We start from the raw sequence: 21,312 nt of genomic DNA on the forward strand, positions 1-21,312 counted from the left end.
ACTGCTTTGGCAGCCTGTTCAGCGTAAAACTGCTCTGCACCTGACCTCCCCCTTAACGCGAACCTTAATCGGGTTCGCGTTTTTTTCGCCCAGGCCAAAGAGCTGATGCAGGAGCATCGACTGTCCGGACCCTGGACGACCTCAGTTCGTTGCAAGCGAACAGCAATCGAGCTTGCTCAGGATTTGATGCGCCAGGCGCACACGGGACTCGTTGGGATAATTCTTGTTGGCCAGTATCACAATGCCGAGCTTCTTCGCTGGAATGAAGGCTACGTACCCTCCAAAGCCGGTGGTTGAGCCGGTCTTGTTGATCCAGACCGCCTGTTGCGCAGGCATGGGCGGGATCAGCGCAGTGGCCGCCTGGCTCTCGTAGATCATCTTGTCGGAGTTGCCTTCCAGCAGCGTCTCCAGCTTCACCGGATAGTTGTACTGCTCCCAGATCAGGTCCTGGGTCATCGATCCAAGCTTGAAGTAGCCGGTATGGGTCTCGGTGATCGCTCGCGTGAGCCTGGCGTCTGTCTCGACGAGACTCAGGTTCGCCTCGACGAAGCGAATCAAATCCGAGGCGCTGGTTTTGACCCCGTAGGCTTCGGCTGCAAGCACTCCAGGATTCAGCCTGACGGGAGCGTCCTGTTTGTTATAGCCCTGTGCATAGAGCGACATCTTGCTTGACGGCACATTGATGTAGCTATTGTGCATGCCGAGTTTCGGGAAGAGCCGCGTCTCGATCGCCTCCTCAAAAGGAATGTTCAAACTCCTGGCCGCAATCACGCCAAGCAGCCCGATACTCGGGTTGGCATAGGTTCTGTGAGTTCCGGGGGCGAATTGCGCTTGCCAAGTGCTGAAGTAGCCCATCAACTGTTCGTTGTTCTGGACATTGTCAGGAACCTGGAGGGGAAAGCCTCCCGCCGTATGGGTCGCCAGATTGATCAGCGTCACCTTGTCCAGTTCGCTACCCTTGAGTTGCGGCAGGTACTTGCCGGTTTTGTCGGTGAGTGAAAGCCGGCCGCTGGCCTGCGCGTAGGTGGCCAGGGTTGCGGTAAACGTCTTGCTGATCGACCCAATCTCGAACAATGTATCGCGGGTGACCTTTTGACCGGTTTGCCGGGAGGCCACGCCGTAGTTGTAGAACTGTTGTTGGCCATTCGCGGTAACTGCGATAGCCAGCCCGGAAATATTGTGCTGTTGCATCACCGATTGGGCGGCGTCGTGCACGAGGTTGTCGATATCCGGCTGCGTATTCGCGGCTGCGGAGGTGCCGAAAAACGTCGTGCAGGCAAGGAAAAGCAACTGTGCGCAGATCGTTCCATTTGGGCGCATTGAGATCGTCCGATATTTTATTGGGCGACAGAAATTACCATGTCATTGCGCTTTTCCAGGGCCGCTCCTATTAAGAGATATTTCAAGGGTATTTCGCTGGTCGCGCTTCAGCAGTGGCTCGACAGGTCACGTGTATAAAGGTAAAGCGCCCTGATAGGCGAGGACTCGATGACCACGTGTGTCCTGATGGGAGCTAACGGGGCCAGGCACGATTGATTCATTTTATCGGGTTGTCGCTCGCTACATTTTTTTGTTCCTGGGGTCGTCCGCCGGGTTGAGGTAGGTGATCCCCCAAGGCCCCGTGCCGTGGAGCTGGAGCACGGTTTCCTGTTCTCGACTGGCGCCATACATCGACATGCCGACGGGAATGATCAGGGTGTCCCCGGTTGATAGGCCTTGGCCCGTGCCGGATCGAATGTGTCTCCGATGGCGAAGTAGAAGGTGCCCGAGATAACGGTTACGCGTTCGGTCACAGGATGGGTATGCACACCGATTTTCGTATTTGCCGGCAGCTTCAAGCGCAGGGTGAAGGGCTCGGCGGCTTTCAGGTCACCTTCAATCACCGCAATCATCGCGCCGGGTCCCACCGACGGCGCGGCCGTCCACTTGAGTTCGGATGGGGTGGCGGTAATCAAACCCGCGCCCTCGGCCAGGGCGGCAGATGCCAGGAAGGCTGCGCTGAGCAAGGCCAGCGAAACAGCGACAGCTCTGTGGGAGGTCATCATGGTTTCCTCGTGTTTGGCGGCTGTGGGTGTATCGCAGCAGAGCCTGCGCGATCAAGTCATATACGATGACGGTAGCCGAATGCTGGAACGCGGATATAACCATTGTGAACAGCGCTATAACGCACAGCTATGGAAAAGGTAATCCGCTTCAGGTGTCTCGGCCAGCGAGAGCGGTGCTTTTTCATCAGATCGAATGGGGTTTATTCAGAGTTTCCTTAGGTGAAAATCAACTAACCCAGTCGACCATCTACCTAAGCATTAAGCAGAATAGCCACCATACTTAGTCATTGAGTTGAGCGAGCAAAAAACGCCCGCAAGAGAGCAACTCGATTCATTCCACCAAGGTCGGGGGTATCTACCTGCGCGTAGTATTTGCGCGGGCGGATAGGCGCAGGCAGGCGGGGCATTGAAAGCGGCAAACGCTCACACGCTTCCTTTGCCAGCAGCGCAACCAGCAAGAAGTAACGCAATTCATCCGGCACCAAGTGTACCGGCCGCGTTACAACTCAATATAGATGCAATGGAACAACAGCGCCAGTGCTGTGGAGTCAACTTGCGCAGTTGCATGAGCGATCAGCAGCAGTTCCGGTTATTAATGCCAGCTCGATTCAAGCGTCAACAATCGGACTGAGCAGGCAGGATTCGATTTTAGCTGTCGCGTGCATGATGTCGGTAAGTGAGCTTCCGGTTGATGGGCGGGCAAGGGTTGGCCTAACGCGTACAACCCGCCCGAAGGGGTATAGGCCAAGAGCGCCCGTGCCGCCGCCTCACATAAAAACTGTACTCACGCACAGGAAGATACTCATGCACACCATTCGCAACACCTTGGTGGTGGTGGATTCGCAGCAGTCCAGGGACCTGATCCTGAATAGAGCTAAAATGATTGCCAGCGCCACCCAGTCGCACCTGCATCTGCTGGCTTGCGACAAGGGAAACCACCATTGCTCCTACCTGAACGACCTGCAAGGCGCCTTGGCACAGGAGGGTTATAGCGTCAGCGCCCAGCAGGCCTGGCATGGGAGTTCACACAAGACCATCATTGCCGCCCAACAGGCGGAGGGCTGCGGGCTGGTGATCAAGCAGCACCTGCCCGATACCCCGCTGATGAAGGCCCTTCTCACCCCCGAGGACTGGAAGCTACTGCGATACTGCCCCAGCCCGGTGCTTCTGGTAAAAACCGCGAGACCCTGGACCGGCGGCACCATTCTCGCGGCCATCGATGCTGGCAACAGTGACATGGAGCATCGCGTCCTGCATTCCGGCATCGTCAGCCACGGCTACGACATCGCCGCGCTGGCTGGCGGCACTCTACACATGATGAGCGCCCACCCTTATCCCATGCTTTCGGCGGCCGACCCCGTACTCCAACTCAAGGAGAGCATTCAGGCTCTCTATCGCCAACTGTGCAAGACATTCCAGGCCGAATTCAACATCAGCGACGAACGCCTGCATATCGAGGAAGGTTCGGCCGAGGTGCTGATCCCGTACATCGCGCACAAGCTCGAAGCGGCGCTCACGGTGATCGGTAGCGTGGCCCGGACCGGACTGTCCGGCGCATTGATCGGCAACACCGCCGAGATGATTCTGGACACCCTGGACAGCGACGTACTGGTGCTCAAACCGGACGACATCATCACCCACCTGGAGGAACTGGCCGCCCCGCCACAAAGTCCATCGGCAGATACTGCGGCATCCTCCTGGCCGTATAACCATCATAACCATCGGCCACATACTTAGGAGTCAGTCAACTGCCCCGGCCAACCAACTGCCTTGGCATAGCACCTCAGGCCAACCTGGAGGGAGGATCAGTCGATGCGTGACTATTACGATTTGGGCACCTACAGCCGTCCGGTGACGACAAGCTCGTCACAGGCTCAGATCTGGTTTGATCGTGGTTTGTTATGGTGCTACGGCTACAACCACGAAGAGTCCGTACGTTGTTTCCGCAAGGCCGCCGAACATGACAGTGGTTGCGCAATGGCCTATTGGGGCATCGCCCATGCCTCAGGTTCGAATTACAACAAGCGCTGGGACGCATTTGCAGAACAGGAATTGGGCGAGGCCGTCACCGATGCACGCCGAGCGACGGAAGCTGCGCTGGCGCGTATTGAGGGTGCAACGCCAGTGGAGCAGGCTCTGATCCGGGCTCTGGAGCAGCGTTACCAAGCGGATCACGCGGTAAGCATCGGCGAGCTTTGCACCTGGAACGATGCCTACTCGGCGTCTATGCGAAATGTCTACGCCGCCTTTCCCGACGATCTTGATGTCTGCGCGCTGTTTGCCGAAGCGATGATCAACCGCACGCCCTGGCAGCTATGGGACCTCAATAGCGGCGCACCGTTGCAAGGCGCGGATACCCTTGAGGCGGTGGCCGTGCTGGAGCAAACGCTGCGGCTGATCGACCAGCGCGGGGATGCGCCGCACCCCGGCGTGCTGCACATGTACATCCATACCATGGAAATGTCGCCCTATCCGGAACGGGCGTTGCGGGCCTGCGATGTCCTGCGCGACCTGGTGCCGGACGCGGGACATTTGCGCCATATGCCGTCGCATATCGACGTGCTCTGCGGCGATTATCATGCCGCAATGGTGACCAACAGCCGCGCGATCCTGGCCGACCGCAAATATCTGGAACGCGAAGGCCCGATCAATTTCTACACCCTCTACAGAAGCCACAACTATCACTTCAAGCTCTATTCGGCGATGTTTCTCGGTCAGTACCGCCCCGCCCTGGAAGCTGCCAATGAACTGATCGCGACTATTCCAGAAGAACTGTTGCGCGTGGCGCAGCCGCCGATGGCCGACTGGGTGGAAGGCTTCGTGGCGATGAAGATGCACGTACTGGTACGGTTTGGCAGGTGGCACGAGATTCTTGCCGAGCCCCTGCCCGACGACCCGCAGCTGTACTGTGTGACGACGGCGATGCTGCATTACGCCAAAGGCGTGGCGCACGCGGCTCAGGCGCAGATAGCCGCTGCAGAAACCGAACAACAACGCTTCCTTGAAGCGTTGGCCCGAGTGCCGCAGACGCGGTACATATTCAACAACAAATGCACGGATATTCTGGCAATTGCCGCGGCCATGTTGCAGGGGGAAATCGAGTACCGCAAAGGCCAGCACGACAGCGCCTTTGCCCACCTGCGCCATGCGCTGGAACTGGACGACAACCTGCCCTATGACGAGCCGTGGGGATGGATGCAACCGATCCGGCATGCGCTGGGAGCGCTGCTCCTGGAGTAGGGCCGGGTAGAAGAAGCCGTACAGGTATATCGGGCCGATCTGGGGCTGGACAATACCCTCAGTCGGGCGTCCCGACATCCGGACAACGTGTGGAGTCTGCACGGGTATGTGGAGTGCCTGCACCGCCTTGGTAAACACGCCGAGGCGACGGCTGCACAAGCCCGCCTCAACCTGGCAATGGCACGAGCCGATGTGGAGATCAGTGCGTCCTGTTTTTGCCGGGTTGGAGATAACTGCTGTAGGTGACGCCCATCAGCGATGCATCGCTCAGCCGCCGGCTGACGATTCGGCGGTTTGCTTCACGCTTTAAGCAATGGCGATCATCCAGGATTGAAGGCCTATCGTGCCGTACCGTCGTTAGGCTTATAGAAGAGAAACTTTCCGGTCTCGGTGGTCTTGATGTATTTACTGGCCCAGTCGGGCCTCACAGTCCTGTCGTGGAAATACAAAGCGCCATGGGTTCGGTCCGGTAGTTGCTGGTTGAGCGCTTTTCGCGCTATTTCCTTGGCAATCATGTACTGATCGTCCTCCACTACCTGATCCGAACGCCCATCACACCACCACGAAAACTGACAGTTTTTCTGTTCGGAGCCTTGCTTGACCACCTTGCACACCGTATCCGGAAACCCCTCATGGCCCAGTCGGTTCATGACCACGCTGGCGACGGCTTCCATATCGGCAGCTGCCTTGCCTTTGGCTTCCCAGTAGATGCTGCGCGCAAGGCACGTAATTGCATCGTCCAGAGGCGCTGCGCCTGCCGGATCGACCGCCTGCACCTCAGACTTCGTGATGGCCTCGGTCTTGGGCACAGGTACCTCGGTCCCCTTCTCTGCGGCCTTCTCTTCCAGAACCTGTGCCTTTTCTTCAGCCACCTCGGCTTTTTGTTCCTGCTCAGCCGCGATTGCCTGGCCCCCGAGAAGGATTGTTGCGAGGTAGATTGCTACCCATAAGAGGCGCATGGTCGAACCTGAGTGAAAGGCAACTTCGCCTTATTTAATCAATACTGTAGTAGCCAAATCATTCCACCACACTGACTCCGCCGAACTTCAGATCTCGATTGGCGGATTCAGGTTCGTGTTTGCCAGACGAATTTTGTTTCGGCGTGAAAAGGCATTGCGCCGGGTGGGGCGAAATCGCGCATCATGGACGCAGTCAGCTCAAGGAGAGTGCCATGCGCGTCCTGTCATCCGTTATGCGTCTTGCCGCGTTGCCGCTAGGCCTGGTGTTCGCCGCCACTGCCGTGGCGACCGAGGAGACGCAACTGGTCGAGTCGATCAACGCCTACCGCAGCCAGGTGCAGCGTTGCGCAGGCCAGGTGTCTCAAGAGCTGCCACCACTGGCGAGCGATCCGCGCCTGGTCCTGCCCGCCAACAGTATCGGCGACCTGCAGCAGGCGCTGGCGCGTGCGGCTTATCCGATGGTCAATGTGCAGGCGATCAGCCTGTCCGGGCCGCGTGATGTGCAGTCGGCCATGAAGGCAGTGCAGGAGAGCTTCTGCCGGATCGTGCTGGACCCGCAATTCATCGATATCGGCGTGAGCCGCGAGGGACACGAGTGGCGCATCGTACTGGCGCGTCCGCTGTTGAGTGGGCGCCTGGGCGACTGGCAGGCGGAAGGACAGAAGCTACTTGAGATGATCAATACAGCCCGCACGCAGCCGCGCCAGTGCGGCGCCCAATCCTTTGCCGCCACCACGCCGCTGGCCTGGAACGCCACGCTGGCGACGGCGGCCGAGACCCATGCCCGGGCCATGGCCAATAACAACTTCTTCGATCACAAGGACCGCGACGGCCACACGCCGGGTGATCGGGCTGAACTGGCGGGCTACGTCGGTGGGCAGATCGGCGAGAACATCGCCGCCGGGCACGACACCGTGCGCAGGGTGGTCGATGGCTGGCTGACCAGCACCGGTCATTGTGCCAACCTGATGAACCCGCAGTTTCACCAACTGGGTGCGGCCTATGCGGTTGATCCGAAGAGTGATGCAGGGATTTACTGGACGGCCATGTTCGGTACGCAGTGAATGGCTGGACGGTTTCCATGCGGTCAATGAGTGCTATCGGGTAACAGAAGCGCACGCCAGGGAACTCATGGCTGCCGTCACGCATCCAAAGGTATGTGGTACATCCTATCTTTCGGAGGACACGGTCATGCGCCGTCTATTTCTCATCTCTTCGCTGATGCTTTGCCTGCCCTTTGGTTCGGCCATGGCCGATGTGGATGCGGGCGATGTCGCCACCTCCGCTGGGGTTTCTGCATCGCTGTACTCCACATTTAAGGACGACAAGCTCGCGATTCCCGCCCGCGATGACGCCTCCAGCTTCGTCGCCAGTGGAGGCACCATTCGCGGGGTCTATCTGGAGTCGGTATTGAAACAGATTCGACTCGACAATCCAGGCCTCAAGGCAAGCGATGAAGAGCTGGCCAAAGCGATCCTCATTCAACATGAGGTACCTGCTGGTCATTAGTGGACTGTGGTGGGGCTTCGCCGGGTGTAAATGAGCAAGGCAATCTATACCGCCAGAAAGCCCCGGCGGACCTCACATGGAGCCGAAAGATGTCACTGACGCTTTACTACCATCCGCTAGCGTCGTTCTGCCACAAAGTGCTCATCGCGCTCTACGAAAACGGCATCGAATTCGAAAGGCGGGTCATCGATCTCGCGGACGCTGCCGACAGAGCGGAGCTTCAAGCCCTATGGCCAATCGGCAAATTTCCGGTCATCCGTGACCATGCCCGTCAGCGCGACCTGCCAGAGTCCACCGTCATCATCGAGTATCTGGATCGCTTCTATCCAGGTGAGCATCCGTTGATTCCAGGCGATTGGGAGGCCGCGTTGGAGGTGCGTCTATGGGACCGCTTTTTCGACAACTATCTTCAAGCGCCGATACAGCAGATTGTCGGTGATCGCCTACGTGGCGCCAAAGGTGATTTGACCAAAGAACGCTCCACGCTGGAGACAGCGTACGCCATGCTCGACCGCCGAATGGCGTCCAGGACCTGGGTTGCCAGTCAAGACTTCAGCATGGCCGATTGTGCCGCTGCCCCGGCCCTTTTCTATGCCAGCACCCTCCAGCCATTCCCGGACGAGTTCAGCCACTTGAGCGCCTATTTCGACAGGTTGACCCAGAGACCGTCGTTCCAGCGGGTAATCGACGAAGCCAGGCCCTGCTTTTCACTCTATCCGTTCGCGGAGGCCATTCCGACGCGGTTTCGCCAGGTATCTGAGGTTACGCGACCGGGTTAACCAGAGGCCATTCGGCCAGCGGCCGATAGCGGCCTTTATGCGACTCGAACAGGGTGAAGTGCCTGGCACTCAGGTGAAAGTCGGGTGGTGTACTGGATTCAGGGATAGGTGCTCGATAGTCCCGCATCAAGGTCAAATGGGGGCGAAATTCCCGGGGGGCGTCGACAAACCCAAGCGGTAGCAGCGCCTGTTCCAGGGCATAGACCAGCTGGCGCAAAACCAATGATTCCTGCGCTGGAACGAGTAACAAGATACCGGCTCGGCGCCATACATCCAGGCGGTCCAGCGTTACAGTCAAGTGCTCGCCTGAGGTTCGAATACCTGCGGCGGCGGCACAGATGCGCGGAATCTGCGTCACGGCTACAGCTCCCAGAAACATCAGCGTCAAATGAAAGTTTTCCGCTGGCACCGGGCGTCCGTTACTTAGCTCAAGAGCACTGCGCCATTGGGCGATGGCCCGGCGTTGTGCAGATGCGCAGGGCAGAGCGAAAAATAAACGTTTGAGTGGCTCCTTCTGCTCACGAGAGTCATAACTCATTCCTTGCACCTCCAGGTTGGGGTGAGCGCAGCGATACCATCAGGTTACCCCAGAGGAAAAGACGCAACATCCTGTTCAATATCTCTTTCGCGCCGCTCCATACAATGCCGGGGTAAGATGGAACACCATTCATCGCAACGTTTGCTTCCCGCCCTGTCGCCGGACAAAATACCAGCCGCACACGACCACCTTCGGCGCTCACCATCTTCTTGCCGCGGGCCCTACCCGGCTCCTCGGCATCGCTTTCAGGGAATTCAGAATGCACCAAAGACATGTAATCAACGCTTCGGTAAGCCCAAAGGGCAGCCTGGAGACACTGTCCCAACGTGAAGTACAACAGCTGAGCGAAGCCGGCTCAGGCAGCATCTACAATCTGTTTCGCCAGTGTGCCCTGGCGATCCTCAATACTGGCGCTCAGGTTGACAACGCCAAGACTGTTCTTGAGGCCTACCAGGACTTCGAGGTGCGCATCCACCAGCAGGATCGTGGAGTCCGCCTGGAGCTGCTCAATGCGCCGGCAGATGCCTTCGTCGACGGCGAGATGATCGCCAGCACCCGCGAGATGCTGTTCAGTGCCCTGCGCGACATCGTCTATACCGAGAACGAGCTGGACAGCTTGCGCATCGACCTGAGCAGTTCTCAGGGAATCACCGACTACGTCTTCCACCTGCTGCGCAACGCCCGCACCCTGCGCCCCGGCGTGGAGCCGAAGATGGTGGTGTGCTGGGGCGGCCATTCGATCAACGAAGAAGAGTACAAGTACACCAAGAAGGTCGGTCACGAACTCGGACTGCGCCGCCTGGATGTCTGCACCGGTTGCGGGCCCGGGGTGATGAAAGGGCCGATGAAGGGCGCCACCATCGCCCACGCCAAGCAGCGGATGAGCGGCGGCCGTTACCTGGGCCTGACGGAACCAGGAATCATCGCTGCCGAAGCACCTAATCCGATCGTCAACGAGCTGGTGATCCTTCCGGACATCGAAAAGCGTCTGGAAGCTTTCGTGCGCGTCGGCCACGGCATCATCATCTTCCCCGGTGGCGCCGGCACGGCCGAAGAGTTCCTCTACCTGCTCGGCATCCTGATGCACCCGGACAACCGTGGCCTGCCGTTTCCAGTCATCCTGACCGGGCCAAAAAGTGCCGCGCCCTACCTGCAGCAGTTGCACGCGTTCGTCGGCGCTACGCTGGGAGAAGCGGCCCAGGATCACTACCAGATCATCATCGATGATCCCGCCGAAGTGGCCAGGCAAATGACCGAGGGACTCAAGACGGTCAAGCAGTTCCGCCGGGAACGCAACGACGCCTTCCACTTCAACTGGCTGATGAAGATCGAGGAAGGCTTTCAGCGCCCGTTCGACCCCACCCACGCCAACATGGCCAGCCTTCAGCTGAGCCAGGACTTGCCTGCTCACGAGCTGGCGGCCAATCTGCGACGCGCCTTTTCCGGCATCGTTGCCGGCAATGTGAAAGACAAGGGCATTCGCCTGATCGAGCAACACGGCCCCTACGAGATTCGCGGTGACGTGGCCGTCATGCAGCCTCTGGACAAATTGCTGAATGCGTTCGTCGAGCAACACCGGATGAAGCTGCCAGGTGGCGCGGCCTATGTGCCCTGCTATCGGGTAGTGACCTGAAAACCAGGGCAGTCACCTGTCTGTCGCGGTTGCGAAGGCGTTGAAAACAGGTCGCAAGGCCCGGGACTGTCAAGGTTCCGGGCTTGCTGCCAGATTGCAGCTCGCAGTGCCTCCCGTGTAATCCGCCGTTCTAGCGCCGAATGATCAGGTTATCCACGTCGTACACCTCGCCACCTTCTGCGATATCCCGCTGGTGACGAATGAGCAGTCTGTGCCCACCCTCTTCCTGTTCGTTCAAAGGCGGCAGACCGTTCAGCATCAACCCTTGGTTGCTCGCATTGAATTGGGCGTTCAGCGCTGGAGTTGCGGCAACAGCCTTCCAGAATGCGGTTTTGAAAGCATCAAAATGGTTGAACAGGCGCCCGCGTATTTGCTCGGCTATGGCCGACGGGATCGGAGCACCCTCATTGGTTGAAGCCTTGGCCAGCCAATCTTCTGCAACCACTTGGCCGTTGCCACTCACAACACCTGGGTAGCCTCGACGGTCCTTGAACATGACGTAGACAGGATCCAGCCCCGAATCGGGCGGGAATACCACGATGTAGTCGTCGAATTGAACCTCTTCAATAGCAGCGAAGGGTTCCAGCAACGGCAAGGGTGGGGTTTGAATGAACCCCATCCTGTTCGGCTGGTTCCGCTCAACCGGTATGCTGCTTTCGAGGGCGACGGGCGGTAGCCAGGACACCGTGGTCGGTGCCAGACCCTCGGCGGTAAAACTGTAGCGGTTCAGCTGTTCATCCCAAATAGCGGCTCTTGCTCGTACCTTCGACGAAAGCACGCTGCCATTGGTGGGGGTGATATACACCTGTGAGACTTCGAGGATTTCTTTCAAGCCCCGAAACATCGTGCCGGGTTTGGTAGCGACAATGCCAGTGCTCATCCTGAACGCCACATCGACTTCGGCTTTGGTCGCGGCCAGGTTTTGCCAATCATGCCCCTCGATTTGCAACAACTCGGTGAGCGGAACACTGAGCCCATAACGATGGTCAGCGCCCCGACTGGCAAAGTCGAATTGCAGGACAGCCGCATATTGTCCCCGGTGTTCCTCGGTTCCTGAGGTAATCAGCCAGGTGAATTCAGCCACTGCAGAGCGTATGGCTTTTTGCAGAGCGACAAGCTGGCTATCCCCTGGCGATGACGCACCGTTCAACAGCACATGGGGCCGCGAGTTGGCAAAAGCTGCAGGCGCGGTAACCGAAGTGCCGGTCTTCGTCGGCCCCGTTCCGGCCAGTGAACGCAGGCGAACCAGCTGTTCCTCGGCGGCATCAAGCACCGCTTCAACCCGGGTTTGAAGATCATGATGGCGCTGGGCGATGACGGGAAGCTGGGCGATGTATCGATCATGCGTTCGGGTAATCTGCTGAAAAACTGTCTGCTGCAATGTTGCGTCCAAAAATGGACGTCCCAGGCTTCGTTGCGCATCATCCCTGGCGAACTGAATGCTCATTTTCAGAAACTCGAACTTCCTGACCGCCGTCAACGCCTCCTGTTGTGCGGCCTCCCAGGATGAAATCCTGCTTTGCAGTTCGTCGATGCCTGATGGCAGTGTCCCCAGGAGTTGATCGAAGTGAGCGAACGCAGTTTCGACGGCCTGCTCTGCGACACCCAGGTCGGTGGCTAATTTCTGGACTTTTGCGAGGTTCTGCTTCGAACTCCTCAGCGCCCTCTCTGCTGCGCTTGACGTTGCTGCCGGCCCGGCCGGAGCCGGCCCGGGAGCTACCCCGCCCTTGAACGCAACCTTGCCCTGCTTCGCGTACCAGTCCTTGACGTAGTACACGACGTCACCTGCGGAATGCCCATTGGCTTGGTCATCGGGGTAAAACAACAGATCAGCGCCTTTGGGATGCCCCACGATTCGATCGAAGTGAATGATCAGTCGGTCATGATCCTGTTTACGAACATCCACAGCCCAGATTTTTTCCACGAAACTCAGGAATTCCGGTTCGGTGTAGTCCTGGAGGTTTGATTTAAGTTCCATCTTGATATTTCCCTTTTGATTCTTGAAAATACAATGCAACTGAAAAAGATGACTAAAAAAGGTGAAAGATTTACTTTTCATAAAACATCTGCTCACTTCCAGTGAGCAGATGTTTATGAGTCATTCACGCCACATTGAATGCAATATCGTTATGACGACTTGAATCCAGGCTTGTTATTGCGTGCACGCCACTCTTTGACTTCCTTCAGCACACCCGCTGGACTATCCTCCTGGCCTTCTTTGGGATAGAAAATCACATCCGATCTTCCTGGATGTTCTGTAATCAATTCGAAGTGATTAAGAAGCCTATCTGTGTAGTTACTTCGCGCCTCGCCTTCTAGTCCGTTTTTATTTTCGAAAAATTCTTCTATAAACAGCAAAAACTCAGCCTCTGTATAATCTTCAAGCTTGCTCTTTAATTTAATCATTCTTTTTACCCTTATGAACTTCAATATGGCGCTTCGGCGTTAACACTGAAAGGTTTTCTATATCGTAAACCGCCCCACCCTTGGCAATCTCTATTTCATGGTGGATTTCAAATTTCGTTCGACCACCTACCTGATCCATAAGGCTGGGATAAGGAGCTGCGCCAGTTCGCATATTGACCAGATTGGACTCACTGAACTGCTGACTCAAGTTGGTATCTGCCGCAACTGCCCTCCAAAACGCCTCTCTAAATCGATGAAAGTTTCTGAATTCCTGCCCTCGCAACTGATCCGCAATCTGAACAGGAATCGGCGCACCCTCTCCTCGTGCAGCCTCACCAAGCCAAATCCCTGAGACCGGCTGTCCAAATCCCGCTGCCACTCCCGGATCGTCTCGCCGGTCCAGAAACAGAACATCAGGCGACGGCAAATCCAGATCCGCCGGATACCCAGGAATCTTGGCACCGATATCCACTCCGTCAACAGCCGGAAGCGTTTCGTTTTCCGGTAGGACGGGGCTGATAGTGCCGCCCGGATAAACCCCAGGCAGTGGCGGTGTTATCGGCGAAGTCGTCGAACCAAGCGATTCGCTACCCGGCGGTACCAGTGGCGTCCAGGTTCGGCTGCCGGTTGGCCGGTGCGCCTCGGAGTTGGCGAACTCGATCGGCCAGGGCGTGAATGTTGGCGTGACGCCGCGCGTGCCCTGGGCGCTTTGGGGTGTGGTGATGCTGATCCCGTCGAGGTCGTAAGGGTTCGCGCCCTGGGCGGCGTTTCCCCGATAACGGATCTCGAATTCGCGTCGGTCACCGTCCCAGGTGTTTTTCGGTGCGACAGGTGCGAAACCTTGTTCGATGCGTTTATTGTTCACCTCATCGAAGGACGAACTGAGCGTCGAATCCCCAGCGACGGTATGCCAGAGCGCCTTGTCGAACGCCCCGAACGATGGGATTTCACGGCCGCGAAACTGCTCGCCGATCTGCGCGGGAATGGGCGCACCGCTTTCCTGGGAGGCTGACTTCCACCACTCCCAGGTGGCGGGTTGTCCATTGCCGGTCACGATGCCCGAGCCTACGGGAGGCAAGCCGAACGACAGATAGGTCGGCGGCAGCCCGGGAATGCAGACGATGCAATCGTTGATCCGGGTATCGACGCCGGCCGGAATGTCCTGGGCCTGCGATGCACTGAAGGACAAACCAGGATAGCTTGTCCTGGGTTGTTGCGTTGAAGTGACCGTCGCGTCTGGCTTGAACTGCAGATGTCTTGCAGGAGAACCCGGGATCTCGGCGTGGTAGGTACCGGTCAATGGATCAGGAACGGCGTTGACCACCGGAACGCTGGCCGATAGCTGGCCGCCGGTACTGGCCACAATGATCGCAGTGCCGCCTTGCACGGCCTCAGGCTTGATGCGATGGCGCAGCTCCACCGAACCGCCTGCATCGGCGATGGCTTGCAGGTCCCGGCCCTCGGGCAGGCCCATGAGGTCGGCTCTGACACCGATACCTTGAAACAGACGACTGCGCTGCTCAGCCGTGAGTTCGCCATCGCCCAGCACCGGCGAGTAGAGCATCGCGGTGACGAACCCACCGGCCAACTGGCCTGCCGGTATCGCTGCAATGCGCAGGAGTTCGCCTGTTGCGCGAGTGATGGTGCCTTCAAGCGCCACTGCGGCGCCCTCGACAACCCATGCGCCGCCACGGGTTAGAACCATCCCACCAGCAGCCACTGAGGTAGCGGGTACCGTCAGGGTATTGGCCGCCCTGACCCGCTCATGCCGCACATCGGCATCGGCCTGCTGCTTGAAACGAATGCGCGCATCCCGTTGTTCCGCGTGCAGCCGTTGGCGCTCCCAGTCCTGCTCCCTGGCACGCCAGACGGTGGTCTGCTGCGCGTGATGCCCGGCGAGGGCAGTGGATTTATCCGTGAGTGCTTGTATCTGTGCGGACAGCAGCCGGGCTTCATGGGCCGCGTTATAGGCGTTTTCCCATAACTGATGACCGTCGTTGAGCGCCGGGCCGAACTCCGTCAGTCGCGTCAGGTAATCGTTTGCCGAGCGACTCAGGGGATCGTGCCCGTCGAAGGATCTGGCGGCTGCATTCTTTGCCTTGAGCTCAGCGTTCTTGCTGGCGATCAGTCCATCGACTTCGTTTTTTTCCTTGGTAATGAGGTGGAGCTGCCAGCGCTCGCTCGACTGCTTATCGTGTGGCTTTTTCGCAGCCCAGATTTCGCTTTGAATCGACTCTGCGAGTTTTCCGGATCGGGTTGCAAAGGTTCGATCGACCTCTGCCCTTATGGCGTTATGACGTTGCGCCAGCCCGGCAAGGAATTGCTCACGGGCCGCTTGGGCGCGAGCTTGCTCCTGGGCCTGTGCGGCAGCTGCCTGTGCTTGAGCAGCTGCTTGCGCTTGAGCGGCGGCCTGCGCCCGTGCTTGTTCCTGAGCCTGCCTGGCGCGTTTCCTGGCTTTTCTGCGCTTCTTGCTCGAGCCACCAAAGCCGCCCGAGAATCCGCCACCACCGCCGATCGTGAAAAAGCCGCCACCGCCACCGCCGTTCGAGGGCGGCGGACCCGACCGGATAACGACGTCCCCAGTTGATCCATCTTGAAGTGTTTGTTTAGCCATACAGTTTCTCCTTTTCTGTATGGCGCAGGATGTCGACTCCGCGATGGGCAGATGCGGTACATAGTTATGGTTTGTGCTTGATATCGGAGGTCAGCACTTTCCTGCGGACGAACTGGCCCGACCTGCGATCTTTTGAAGGTGTCAGATCAAAAGATCGCAGTCTGCGGCAGCTTGGTGAGGGGGGTAAGACGGTTTCTACGCTGGTATCAGGGATTTCTCCCATCCGGCAACCATCTCTGCGCTGATGCTGACACCGCCACAGACAACGATCACCACATCATGGGCATGGGCAATCGCCGGATGATCCAGATACGCGACGGCAAGAGAAACGCCGCAAGCAGGCTCCACCAACTGACGCATATCATCGGCATAGCGAACGACGCCCATGATTGCCTCGGCATCTGACAACACCACACTCTGGTGTTGAAAATTGCCGATGTGCTCAACTGGCCACAACGCAACTTGCGAAGCGCCCAGTGAACTGGCAATGGTTTTTATCTCGGGAAGCTTTACCGGATGTCCGGCCTTGATGGCTGCTGCGAATGAAGCAGCGCCCTGGGTTTCACAGGCGACGATCCGGCAGTCCGTCCGTCCATGACGCTCTAACCCCGTGAGCACCCCAGCCAGCAAGCCACCGCCGCCGACCGAGGTCACAATGGTGTCGACCTGCGGGTAATCCTGAAGGATTTCATCGACCATCGTGCTGTGCCCTTCCCACAACGTCGGATGGTCGAAGGCTGGTACGTACTCGGTATCGGCGTCTTGCGCGAGTTCAAGCGCCCGCTGATTGGCTTCGTCCCACAACTTGCCGTGCACAATCACCTCTGCACCCGTTTTGGCAATGCGCGCGCGGGTAATTTCAGGGGTGAAGTGCGGCACGATGATGATCGCTTTCAGCCCCAGCACGGCCGCCGCCACCGCCGTAGCGAGTCCAGCATTGCCCCCGGAAGGACAGACGACTTTCTTCTTGCCTTGCTCGGCCGCGTGGGTGCAGAGCAGGCCCATGCCGCGCAACTTGAATGACCCGCTGGGCTGCAGGTTTTCCAGCTTGAGCCAGATACGCCGGGTTGCGGTCGATAGCCCCGGATGCAAAATCAGTGGTGTTCTTATATGAAGCATCACAGGCCTCCTTATGTCCTTATAAAAAAATGCCGGATGAATGGAAAATCAGCCGCGCTTTAGTGTCTTACTTCGCTGCACCGGCCTTCTTCACCGCCTCAAGCCAGGCGGGATTCAATCGATATTGCTCGGTATCGATTGCCAGAGCCAGCATGCTCTCCTTGTGTTGGTCGATCTCTCGCACCATCTGGCCGAGAGCGCTGGAGTTGCCGTCCAGCTGGTGCATCTGCGTGAGTCCCAGATGATAAAAACGCAGCAGTTTCATGGCCGTCGGATCACCGGCCAGTACGCCGGCGGTGACGTAATGCATGACGTTGGTAATGCTCATCAGGCTACGTTTGAGTTGCCAGCCGTAGATGGCCGGTGCCATCCACGCCTGCGACCAGAATTTGATCCGCACCAGCGCCACGCTCAGCACCAGCCCGACAATGACCCCGCCCAGATTCAAGCGAAAATTATCGCCATCGGCTTCGCCGAACAGCATCACGGCAACGCTGGACAGCGCCACGGCCAGCACCACGAAAATCAGCGCAATGATCAGTGTGCTGCGTCGCGTTTGCCGTCGATAGGTTTCAGGATTCCACTGTTTGATCTCGAACATCACTGTTGCCTTATTGAACGCCATTGCCGGGCATTATCGCCTGTAGAGATGGGCACGGGCACATTTAATCAATGGCCCGAATTTCGTAGGCGCTGCGCCCCTCTGTAGGAGCGAGCTTGCTCGCGATGGACTCGAGGACGACGCGTTTATTCAGAAAACACGCGTTATCGTTAACGTCCATCGCGAGCAAGCTCGCTCCTACAGATTCAATCGCCCTAAGGACAGCCTGTCCCCTGTTGCTTTGACCAGCTACGTGCGGTGCCGGAGATAACGTCCGCCAGTTGTCCGATGGCCCGCTGATGGGCCAACACCAGATCCGGCACCTGAGGGCCGGCAGTTTCACGGATGATGCTGCTGCACGTCAGGTTGCGACGCTTTTCGCCATCGCCGCGCAGGCTGATGCTCCAGACCACATCGATCAGGGCGTACTGACCCGCCAGAGAGTCGAAACGTCGGACATCGGTTTGCAGTGAGAGTATCTGGCGACCTGAGGTCTTGGGTAAGCCCGCCAGGTTACGGGTGCCCAGTTTGAGTTCCATCTGGTTGACCAGGGAGTCATGGAACTCGTCGGCCAACGGTGCGCTCCAGCGCTCGGTTTCGAGGATTGCCAAGGCGCCGTCACTCTTGCGGACGACGACTTGCGGCTGGTCGACCTGAACCGGTATCACCACCGACTGCATCTCGAACTGAAAAGCTGGCGCGGACAGGTTCGCCCGCGCAGCGCTGTCCGTCGCCGTCGGCATCAGGGTGTAGTAATGGGTCGGCGCCGAGGTGCAGGCGGCCAGGCCCAGCGTGGCGAAAATGGCCATGGAGCGAAGGGTCATGGTGTTCATTCCTGGTCAATGTCTCGAGAGGACGAAGATGACGATTTATAGGCATCGGGCTGGTTGTCTTTGATGCGCCCGCGAATCAGCGCCTCGGGATGCCGGCTCAGGAAGTCGGTCAGCACCCGCACTGAACGCGCGGTACGCTGAACCTCATCCATCGCCTGCCCGAATTGCAGGCGTTGCGGCGACTCTTCGGCAAAGCTGTCATTGGCCGAGGTCACGGTTTTTTGGGTCTGCACCAAGGTATCGCGCAACTGCGGCAGCACTTCGCCATTGACCTTTTTCAGGGTTTTCTGCAGTTCGCCCAGGCTGGCATCGAGGTTGGCGGCAATCTGTTCGAGCGGCAGTTTGCTGATCTTGTCGACAACGCTGTGCAGCTGCTCCTGAAGTTTATCCAGGCTGCCTGGCACCGTTGGAATCTCCACCGGTCGCGCGCTCACGTCGAAGTTCACCGGTGTGGCGTTCGGGACAAAATCCAGGGCGATGTAGAGTTGGCCGGTGAGCAGGTTGCCGGTTCGGGCCTGTGCCCTGAGCCCGCGCGAGACGAACAGGGCCATCATTTGCGCGGCCTGGGCATCCTCGTCAGAGCCCCGCAGTTTCAGCAGTTTTTCATGGGCTTTACCCAGCCTGTTCGGGTAAATCACGGCGCCAATGATGATGGGAAAGTCTTTCTTGACCTCGTCATAGTCCAGGTCAACCGATACCACCCGACCGAGGTTCACCCCGTGAAATTCCACCGGCGCATTCACCACCAGGCCACGCAAGGACTGATCGAAGCGCATGCGGATGTAACGTGGCTCGCCATCGGCTGGCGCCATGGCGGTTTCCTGATCATTAAAGAGGGAAAACTGAGTGTTCGCTTCAGCCAACTGGGGATTGGGGCTGTACTTGGGCTCAACGAACGCGATCCCCCCGGCCAGAATCGATGACACCGACTGGGTATCCACCTTCAGGCCTTCGGCGCTGACACTGACATCGACGCCACTGGCGTTCCAGAAGCGTGTATCGCGAGTCACGAATTTGTCGTTCGGGGCGTAGACGAAGATCTGTACTTCGACGCCTTTGCCGTCCTCGGACAGCTGATAGGACACCACCTCGCCAACCGCGATTCGCCGGTAGTAGACGCTGGAACCAATATCCAGCGAGCCGAGGTTGTCGGTTTTCAAGGTGTAACGCGTACCCTTTTGACCGTAGGTAATGGGCGGCGGGGTTTCCAGGCCGACGAAGTCCTTCTTGGTCTTGTCCGATGCGCCGGCATCGGCGCCGATAAAGGAACCGGACAACAGCGTATCGATCCCGGATATACCGCCGGCGCCGATACGCGGCCGCACTACCCAGAAGCGCGAGTCCTCGGACGCAAAGGACTTGGCGGACGCGTCCAGCTCGATGGTCGCGTCGATATGGCTGCGGTCTTCTCTCAAGGCGATCGCAGTCACCTTGCCGATTACCACGTTCTTGAATTTGACCTGGGTCTTGTTCGCCTCCAGCCCCTCGGCAGTCAGAAAGCTCACCGTGATCTGCGGCCCCTTCGACCTGGCGTCATGCACCACCATCGACAACCCCACCAGCGCCGCAACAATCGGCACCAGCCACACCAGAGAAACGTTGAAGCGTCGACGCTTGACTTCAGGCTTGCCTGGAACCGGCGTGTCGGTAGAACTTGGGTGATCAGGCATTTTCAACCTCTGCGTCCCAGATAAGCCGGGGATCAAAACTCATGGCAGCGAACATCGTCAGTACCACCACCAAACCAAAAAACAGAATGCCCATCCGCGGGTCGATGGTACTCAGCGAGTGAAATTGCACCAGCGCGGCGATCACGGCCACCACCAGTACGTCGAGCATGGACCAGTAACCGACCACCTCGATCAACCGATAGAGTTTCGCCCGCTCACGCATGGCCCAGCGACTGCGGCGCTGACAGGTGATCAGCAGCATGCCCAGCACCAGGAACTTCATGCACGGTACCGCCACGCTGGCAATGAAAATAAGCAACGCAAGGTCCCACTCTCCTGCGTGCAAGAACTCAATGATCCCGCCGAGGATGGTGCTTTCGGCGCCGTTACCAAAGATGTTGGTGTACATCACCGGCATCACGTTGGCCGGGATGTAGCAGATCATGCTGGCCAGCAGCAGTGCCCAGGTGCGAGCCAGGCTATTGGGTTTACGTCGATGCAGGGTGGATTCGCAACGAGAGCAACGCGAGTCCGTCGATGGGCAAACCTGGTCGCAGGTATGGCACAGGACCAGATTCATTTCGCTGGCATAGCGCGGCTGGCTCATGGAATAACGCCCTCCAGGTCTTTCCACAGTCTGCGGATGCCTTTGCCCGAAATCAGGATAATCAGCACCGTCAGCATGGCCAGCGCCCATAGCCCGAGACCCGGATGCACATCGAGCATGCCGGCCAGTTTGATGATGGCCACCAGAATCCCCAGCAGACAGACTTCGAGCATGCTCCAGGGGCGCAGGTGTTCCAGGGATCGCATGCACAGCTTGAAGCCGGGCGCCGCACGCCCGACCAGGGCGTAACCGAGCACCCAGCACAACAAGATGATTTGCAGCATCGGCGCGAGGATGATTGCCAGCCCCGCCACTGCTGCAATCACGCTGATTTGTCCCTGCGCCAGGGCTTCCACGGACTGCCACAGCGTCGCTTGGTTACTCAGGCCTTGCAGGCTGATGGACATGACCGGAAACGCGTTGGCGAGAACAAACAGCAGCGCAGCGCCGATGGACAGCGCGAGCAGTTGTTGAATGCTGAGCTGACCGCCACGGTCCAGAATGGCCGCGCAACGAATGCAACGAGCGGTCTGCCCCTTGGCCAGAGGTACAGCCGTATACACCGAGTCGCAGTGCTCGCAGATGATCCAGACTGGGGAAGACGTCATAGGTTCGACTGAGGCATATTGAAGATCTAGTCCTTTAAAACTCGGCAATGTCGTCTAGTTTAGGGGGAGTTCCCCCAAGAAAGCCATGTCAGCATAGACGCTCGGATTGAAATTAATGTGAACGAGCACAATTACCTGCATGACGTGAATA

The 21,312-nt window shown here is 58.2% G+C and carries 19 protein-coding genes and 1 pseudogene; 6 read left to right on the plus strand and 14 right to left on the minus strand.

Features of this window, described 5'->3' with window-relative positions; all coding sequences use genetic code 11:
- Positions 1-141: 141 nt before the first annotated feature.
- Positions 142-1,320 (minus strand): class C beta-lactamase, encoded by a 1,179-nt coding sequence (gene ampC / locus AC3I0A_RS14765; protein WP_489372641.1) that lies wholly within the window; start codon positions 1,318-1,320, stop codon positions 142-144.
- 240 nt (positions 1,321-1,560) lie between these two features.
- Positions 1,561-2,042: pseudogene (locus AC3I0A_RS14770) on the minus strand (cupin domain-containing protein).
- An 807-nt stretch (positions 2,043-2,849) separates the two neighbouring features.
- Between AC3I0A_RS14770 and AC3I0A_RS14775 the strand changes: the two are divergent.
- Together AC3I0A_RS14775 and AC3I0A_RS14780 are read left to right on the plus strand one after the other, a co-directional pair.
- Positions 2,850-3,782 (plus strand): universal stress protein, encoded by a 933-nt coding sequence (locus AC3I0A_RS14775; RefSeq protein ID WP_489372642.1) that lies wholly within the window; start codon positions 2,850-2,852, stop codon positions 3,780-3,782.
- 75 nt (positions 3,783-3,857) lie between these two features.
- A complete protein-coding gene (locus AC3I0A_RS14780) occupies positions 3,858-5,285 on the plus strand; it encodes a hypothetical protein (protein ID WP_489372643.1) in 1,428 nt (475 codons plus the stop codon).
- Between the two features lie 338 nt (positions 5,286-5,623).
- On the opposite strand, the gene AC3I0A_RS14785 is transcribed toward AC3I0A_RS14780, so the two are convergent.
- Entirely contained in the window at positions 5,624-6,244 is a 621-nt protein-coding gene (locus AC3I0A_RS14785; protein ID WP_489372645.1) for a cell wall hydrolase, read from the minus strand.
- 212 nt (positions 6,245-6,456) lie between these two features.
- Between AC3I0A_RS14785 and AC3I0A_RS14790 the strand changes: the two genes are divergently transcribed.
- From AC3I0A_RS14790 to AC3I0A_RS14800, 3 genes are all read left to right on the plus strand, one after another.
- A complete protein-coding gene (locus tag AC3I0A_RS14790) occupies positions 6,457-7,308 on the plus strand; it encodes a CAP domain-containing protein (RefSeq protein WP_489372646.1) in 852 nt (283 codons plus the stop codon).
- A 127-nt stretch (positions 7,309-7,435) separates the two neighbouring features.
- The gene (locus AC3I0A_RS14795) at positions 7,436-7,753 is read left to right on the plus strand and encodes a DUF2388 domain-containing protein (RefSeq protein WP_489372648.1); all 318 of its coding nucleotides are present in this window, start codon (positions 7,436-7,438) and stop codon (positions 7,751-7,753) included.
- A gap of 89 nt (positions 7,754-7,842) precedes the next feature.
- Complete coding sequence (locus AC3I0A_RS14800; RefSeq protein ID WP_489372650.1) at positions 7,843-8,532, plus strand: glutathione S-transferase family protein; 690 nt, start codon at positions 7,843-7,845, stop codon at positions 8,530-8,532.
- Here AC3I0A_RS14800 and thpR read toward each other — a convergent pair.
- Both thpR and AC3I0A_RS14810 read right to left on the minus strand, forming a co-directional pair.
- Positions 8,516-9,070, minus strand: coding sequence for an RNA 2',3'-cyclic phosphodiesterase (gene thpR / locus AC3I0A_RS14805; RefSeq protein WP_489372652.1), 555 nt, complete (start codon positions 9,068-9,070; stop codon positions 8,516-8,518). The genes AC3I0A_RS14800 and thpR overlap by 17 nt on opposite strands.
- Entirely contained in the window at positions 9,060-9,344 is a 285-nt protein-coding gene (locus AC3I0A_RS14810) for a hypothetical protein (RefSeq protein WP_489372653.1), read from the minus strand. The genes thpR and AC3I0A_RS14810 overlap by 11 nt, the downstream gene beginning before the upstream one ends.
- Here AC3I0A_RS14810 and ppnN point away from each other — a divergent pair.
- On the plus strand, positions 9,330-10,703 hold the full coding sequence (gene ppnN, locus AC3I0A_RS14815) for a nucleotide 5'-monophosphate nucleosidase PpnN (protein WP_489372655.1): 1,374 nt from the start codon (positions 9,330-9,332) through the stop codon (positions 10,701-10,703). The genes AC3I0A_RS14810 and ppnN overlap by 15 nt on opposite strands.
- A gap of 130 nt (positions 10,704-10,833) precedes the next feature.
- Here the strand turns inward: ppnN and AC3I0A_RS14820 are convergent, their stop codons facing one another.
- The 9 genes from AC3I0A_RS14820 to AC3I0A_RS14860 form a co-directional block, all read right to left on the minus strand.
- Positions 10,834-12,762 carry an S-type pyocin domain-containing protein gene (locus AC3I0A_RS14820; protein ID WP_489372656.1) on the minus strand — a complete coding sequence of 643 codons (1,929 nt, stop codon included), beginning with the start codon at positions 12,760-12,762 and terminating at the stop codon, positions 10,834-10,836.
- 68 nt (positions 12,763-12,830) lie between these two features.
- The gene (locus tag AC3I0A_RS14825; protein ID WP_489378505.1) at positions 12,831-13,106 is read right to left on the minus strand and encodes a bacteriocin immunity protein; all 276 of its coding nucleotides are present in this window, start codon (positions 13,104-13,106) and stop codon (positions 12,831-12,833) included.
- Positions 13,102-15,723, minus strand: a complete 2,622-nt coding sequence (locus AC3I0A_RS14830; protein ID WP_489372657.1) for an S-type pyocin domain-containing protein — start codon at positions 15,721-15,723, stop codon at positions 13,102-13,104. Before AC3I0A_RS14830 ends, AC3I0A_RS14825 begins: the two co-directional genes overlap by 5 nt.
- 195 nt (positions 15,724-15,918) lie before the next feature.
- The gene (locus AC3I0A_RS14835) at positions 15,919-16,842 is read right to left on the minus strand and encodes a pyridoxal-phosphate dependent enzyme (protein ID WP_489372659.1); all 924 of its coding nucleotides are present in this window, start codon (positions 16,840-16,842) and stop codon (positions 15,919-15,921) included.
- 67 nt (positions 16,843-16,909) lie between these two features.
- Positions 16,910-17,443 carry a DUF3087 domain-containing protein gene (locus tag AC3I0A_RS14840; RefSeq protein WP_489372661.1) on the minus strand — a complete coding sequence of 178 codons (534 nt, stop codon included), beginning with the start codon at positions 17,441-17,443 and terminating at the stop codon, positions 16,910-16,912.
- Positions 17,444-17,658: 215 nt separating this feature from the next.
- On the minus strand, positions 17,659-18,267 hold the full coding sequence (locus AC3I0A_RS14845) for a PqiC family protein (protein ID WP_489372662.1): 609 nt from the start codon (positions 18,265-18,267) through the stop codon (positions 17,659-17,661).
- A 5-nt stretch (positions 18,268-18,272) separates the two neighbouring features.
- The gene (locus AC3I0A_RS14850; RefSeq protein WP_489372663.1) at positions 18,273-19,946 is read right to left on the minus strand and encodes a PqiB family protein; all 1,674 of its coding nucleotides are present in this window, start codon (positions 19,944-19,946) and stop codon (positions 18,273-18,275) included.
- Positions 19,939-20,553: a paraquat-inducible protein A gene (locus AC3I0A_RS14855; RefSeq protein WP_489372665.1), complete on the minus strand. Its 615-nt coding sequence runs from the start codon at positions 20,551-20,553 to the stop codon at positions 19,939-19,941. Before AC3I0A_RS14855 ends, AC3I0A_RS14850 begins: the two co-directional genes overlap by 8 nt.
- Positions 20,550-21,161: a paraquat-inducible protein A gene (locus AC3I0A_RS14860; protein WP_489372667.1), complete on the minus strand. Its 612-nt coding sequence runs from the start codon at positions 21,159-21,161 to the stop codon at positions 20,550-20,552. Before AC3I0A_RS14860 ends, AC3I0A_RS14855 begins: the two co-directional genes overlap by 4 nt.
- Between the last annotated feature and the right edge of the window lie 151 nt (positions 21,162-21,312).

Source organism: Pseudomonas sp. KH_024_B2 (genome assembly GCF_057839965.1).

What these genes read in the sequence shown, in the direction of transcription:
- ampC (WP_489372641.1), bottom strand. Translation starts at nt 1,320, where the DNA reads ATGCGCCCAAATGGAACGATCTGCGCACAGTTGCTTTTCCTTGCCTGC.
- AC3I0A_RS14775 (WP_489372642.1), top strand. Translation starts at nt 2,850, where the DNA reads ATGCACACCATTCGCAACACCTTGGTGGTGGTGGATTCGCAGCAGTCC.
- AC3I0A_RS14780 (WP_489372643.1), top strand. Translation starts at nt 3,858, where the DNA reads ATGCGTGACTATTACGATTTGGGCACCTACAGCCGTCCGGTGACGACA.
- AC3I0A_RS14785 (WP_489372645.1), bottom strand. Translation starts at nt 6,244, where the DNA reads ATGCGCCTCTTATGGGTAGCAATCTACCTCGCAACAATCCTTCTCGGG.
- AC3I0A_RS14790 (WP_489372646.1), top strand. Translation starts at nt 6,457, where the DNA reads ATGCGCGTCCTGTCATCCGTTATGCGTCTTGCCGCGTTGCCGCTAGGC.
- AC3I0A_RS14795 (WP_489372648.1), top strand. Translation starts at nt 7,436, where the DNA reads ATGCGCCGTCTATTTCTCATCTCTTCGCTGATGCTTTGCCTGCCCTTT.
- AC3I0A_RS14800 (WP_489372650.1), top strand. Translation starts at nt 7,843, where the DNA reads ATGTCACTGACGCTTTACTACCATCCGCTAGCGTCGTTCTGCCACAAA.
- thpR (WP_489372652.1), bottom strand. Translation starts at nt 9,070, where the DNA reads ATGAGTTATGACTCTCGTGAGCAGAAGGAGCCACTCAAACGTTTATTT.
- ppnN (WP_489372655.1), top strand. Translation starts at nt 9,330, where the DNA reads ATGCACCAAAGACATGTAATCAACGCTTCGGTAAGCCCAAAGGGCAGC.
- AC3I0A_RS14810 (WP_489372653.1), bottom strand. Translation starts at nt 9,344, where the DNA reads ATGTCTTTGGTGCATTCTGAATTCCCTGAAAGCGATGCCGAGGAGCCG.
- AC3I0A_RS14820 (WP_489372656.1), bottom strand. Translation starts at nt 12,762, where the DNA reads ATGAAAAGTAAATCTTTCACCTTTTTTAGTCATCTTTTTCAGTTGCAT.
- AC3I0A_RS14830 (WP_489372657.1), bottom strand. Translation starts at nt 15,723, where the DNA reads ATGGCTAAACAAACACTTCAAGATGGATCAACTGGGGACGTCGTTATC.
- AC3I0A_RS14835 (WP_489372659.1), bottom strand. Translation starts at nt 16,842, where the DNA reads ATGCTTCATATAAGAACACCACTGATTTTGCATCCGGGGCTATCGACC.
- AC3I0A_RS14840 (WP_489372661.1), bottom strand. Translation starts at nt 17,443, where the DNA reads ATGTTCGAGATCAAACAGTGGAATCCTGAAACCTATCGACGGCAAACG.
- AC3I0A_RS14845 (WP_489372662.1), bottom strand. Translation starts at nt 18,267, where the DNA reads ATGACCCTTCGCTCCATGGCCATTTTCGCCACGCTGGGCCTGGCCGCC.
- AC3I0A_RS14850 (WP_489372663.1), bottom strand. Translation starts at nt 19,946, where the DNA reads ATGCCTGATCACCCAAGTTCTACCGACACGCCGGTTCCAGGCAAGCCT.
- AC3I0A_RS14855 (WP_489372665.1), bottom strand. Translation starts at nt 20,553, where the DNA reads ATGAGCCAGCCGCGCTATGCCAGCGAAATGAATCTGGTCCTGTGCCAT.
- AC3I0A_RS14860 (WP_489372667.1), bottom strand. Translation starts at nt 21,161, where the DNA reads ATGACGTCTTCCCCAGTCTGGATCATCTGCGAGCACTGCGACTCGGTG.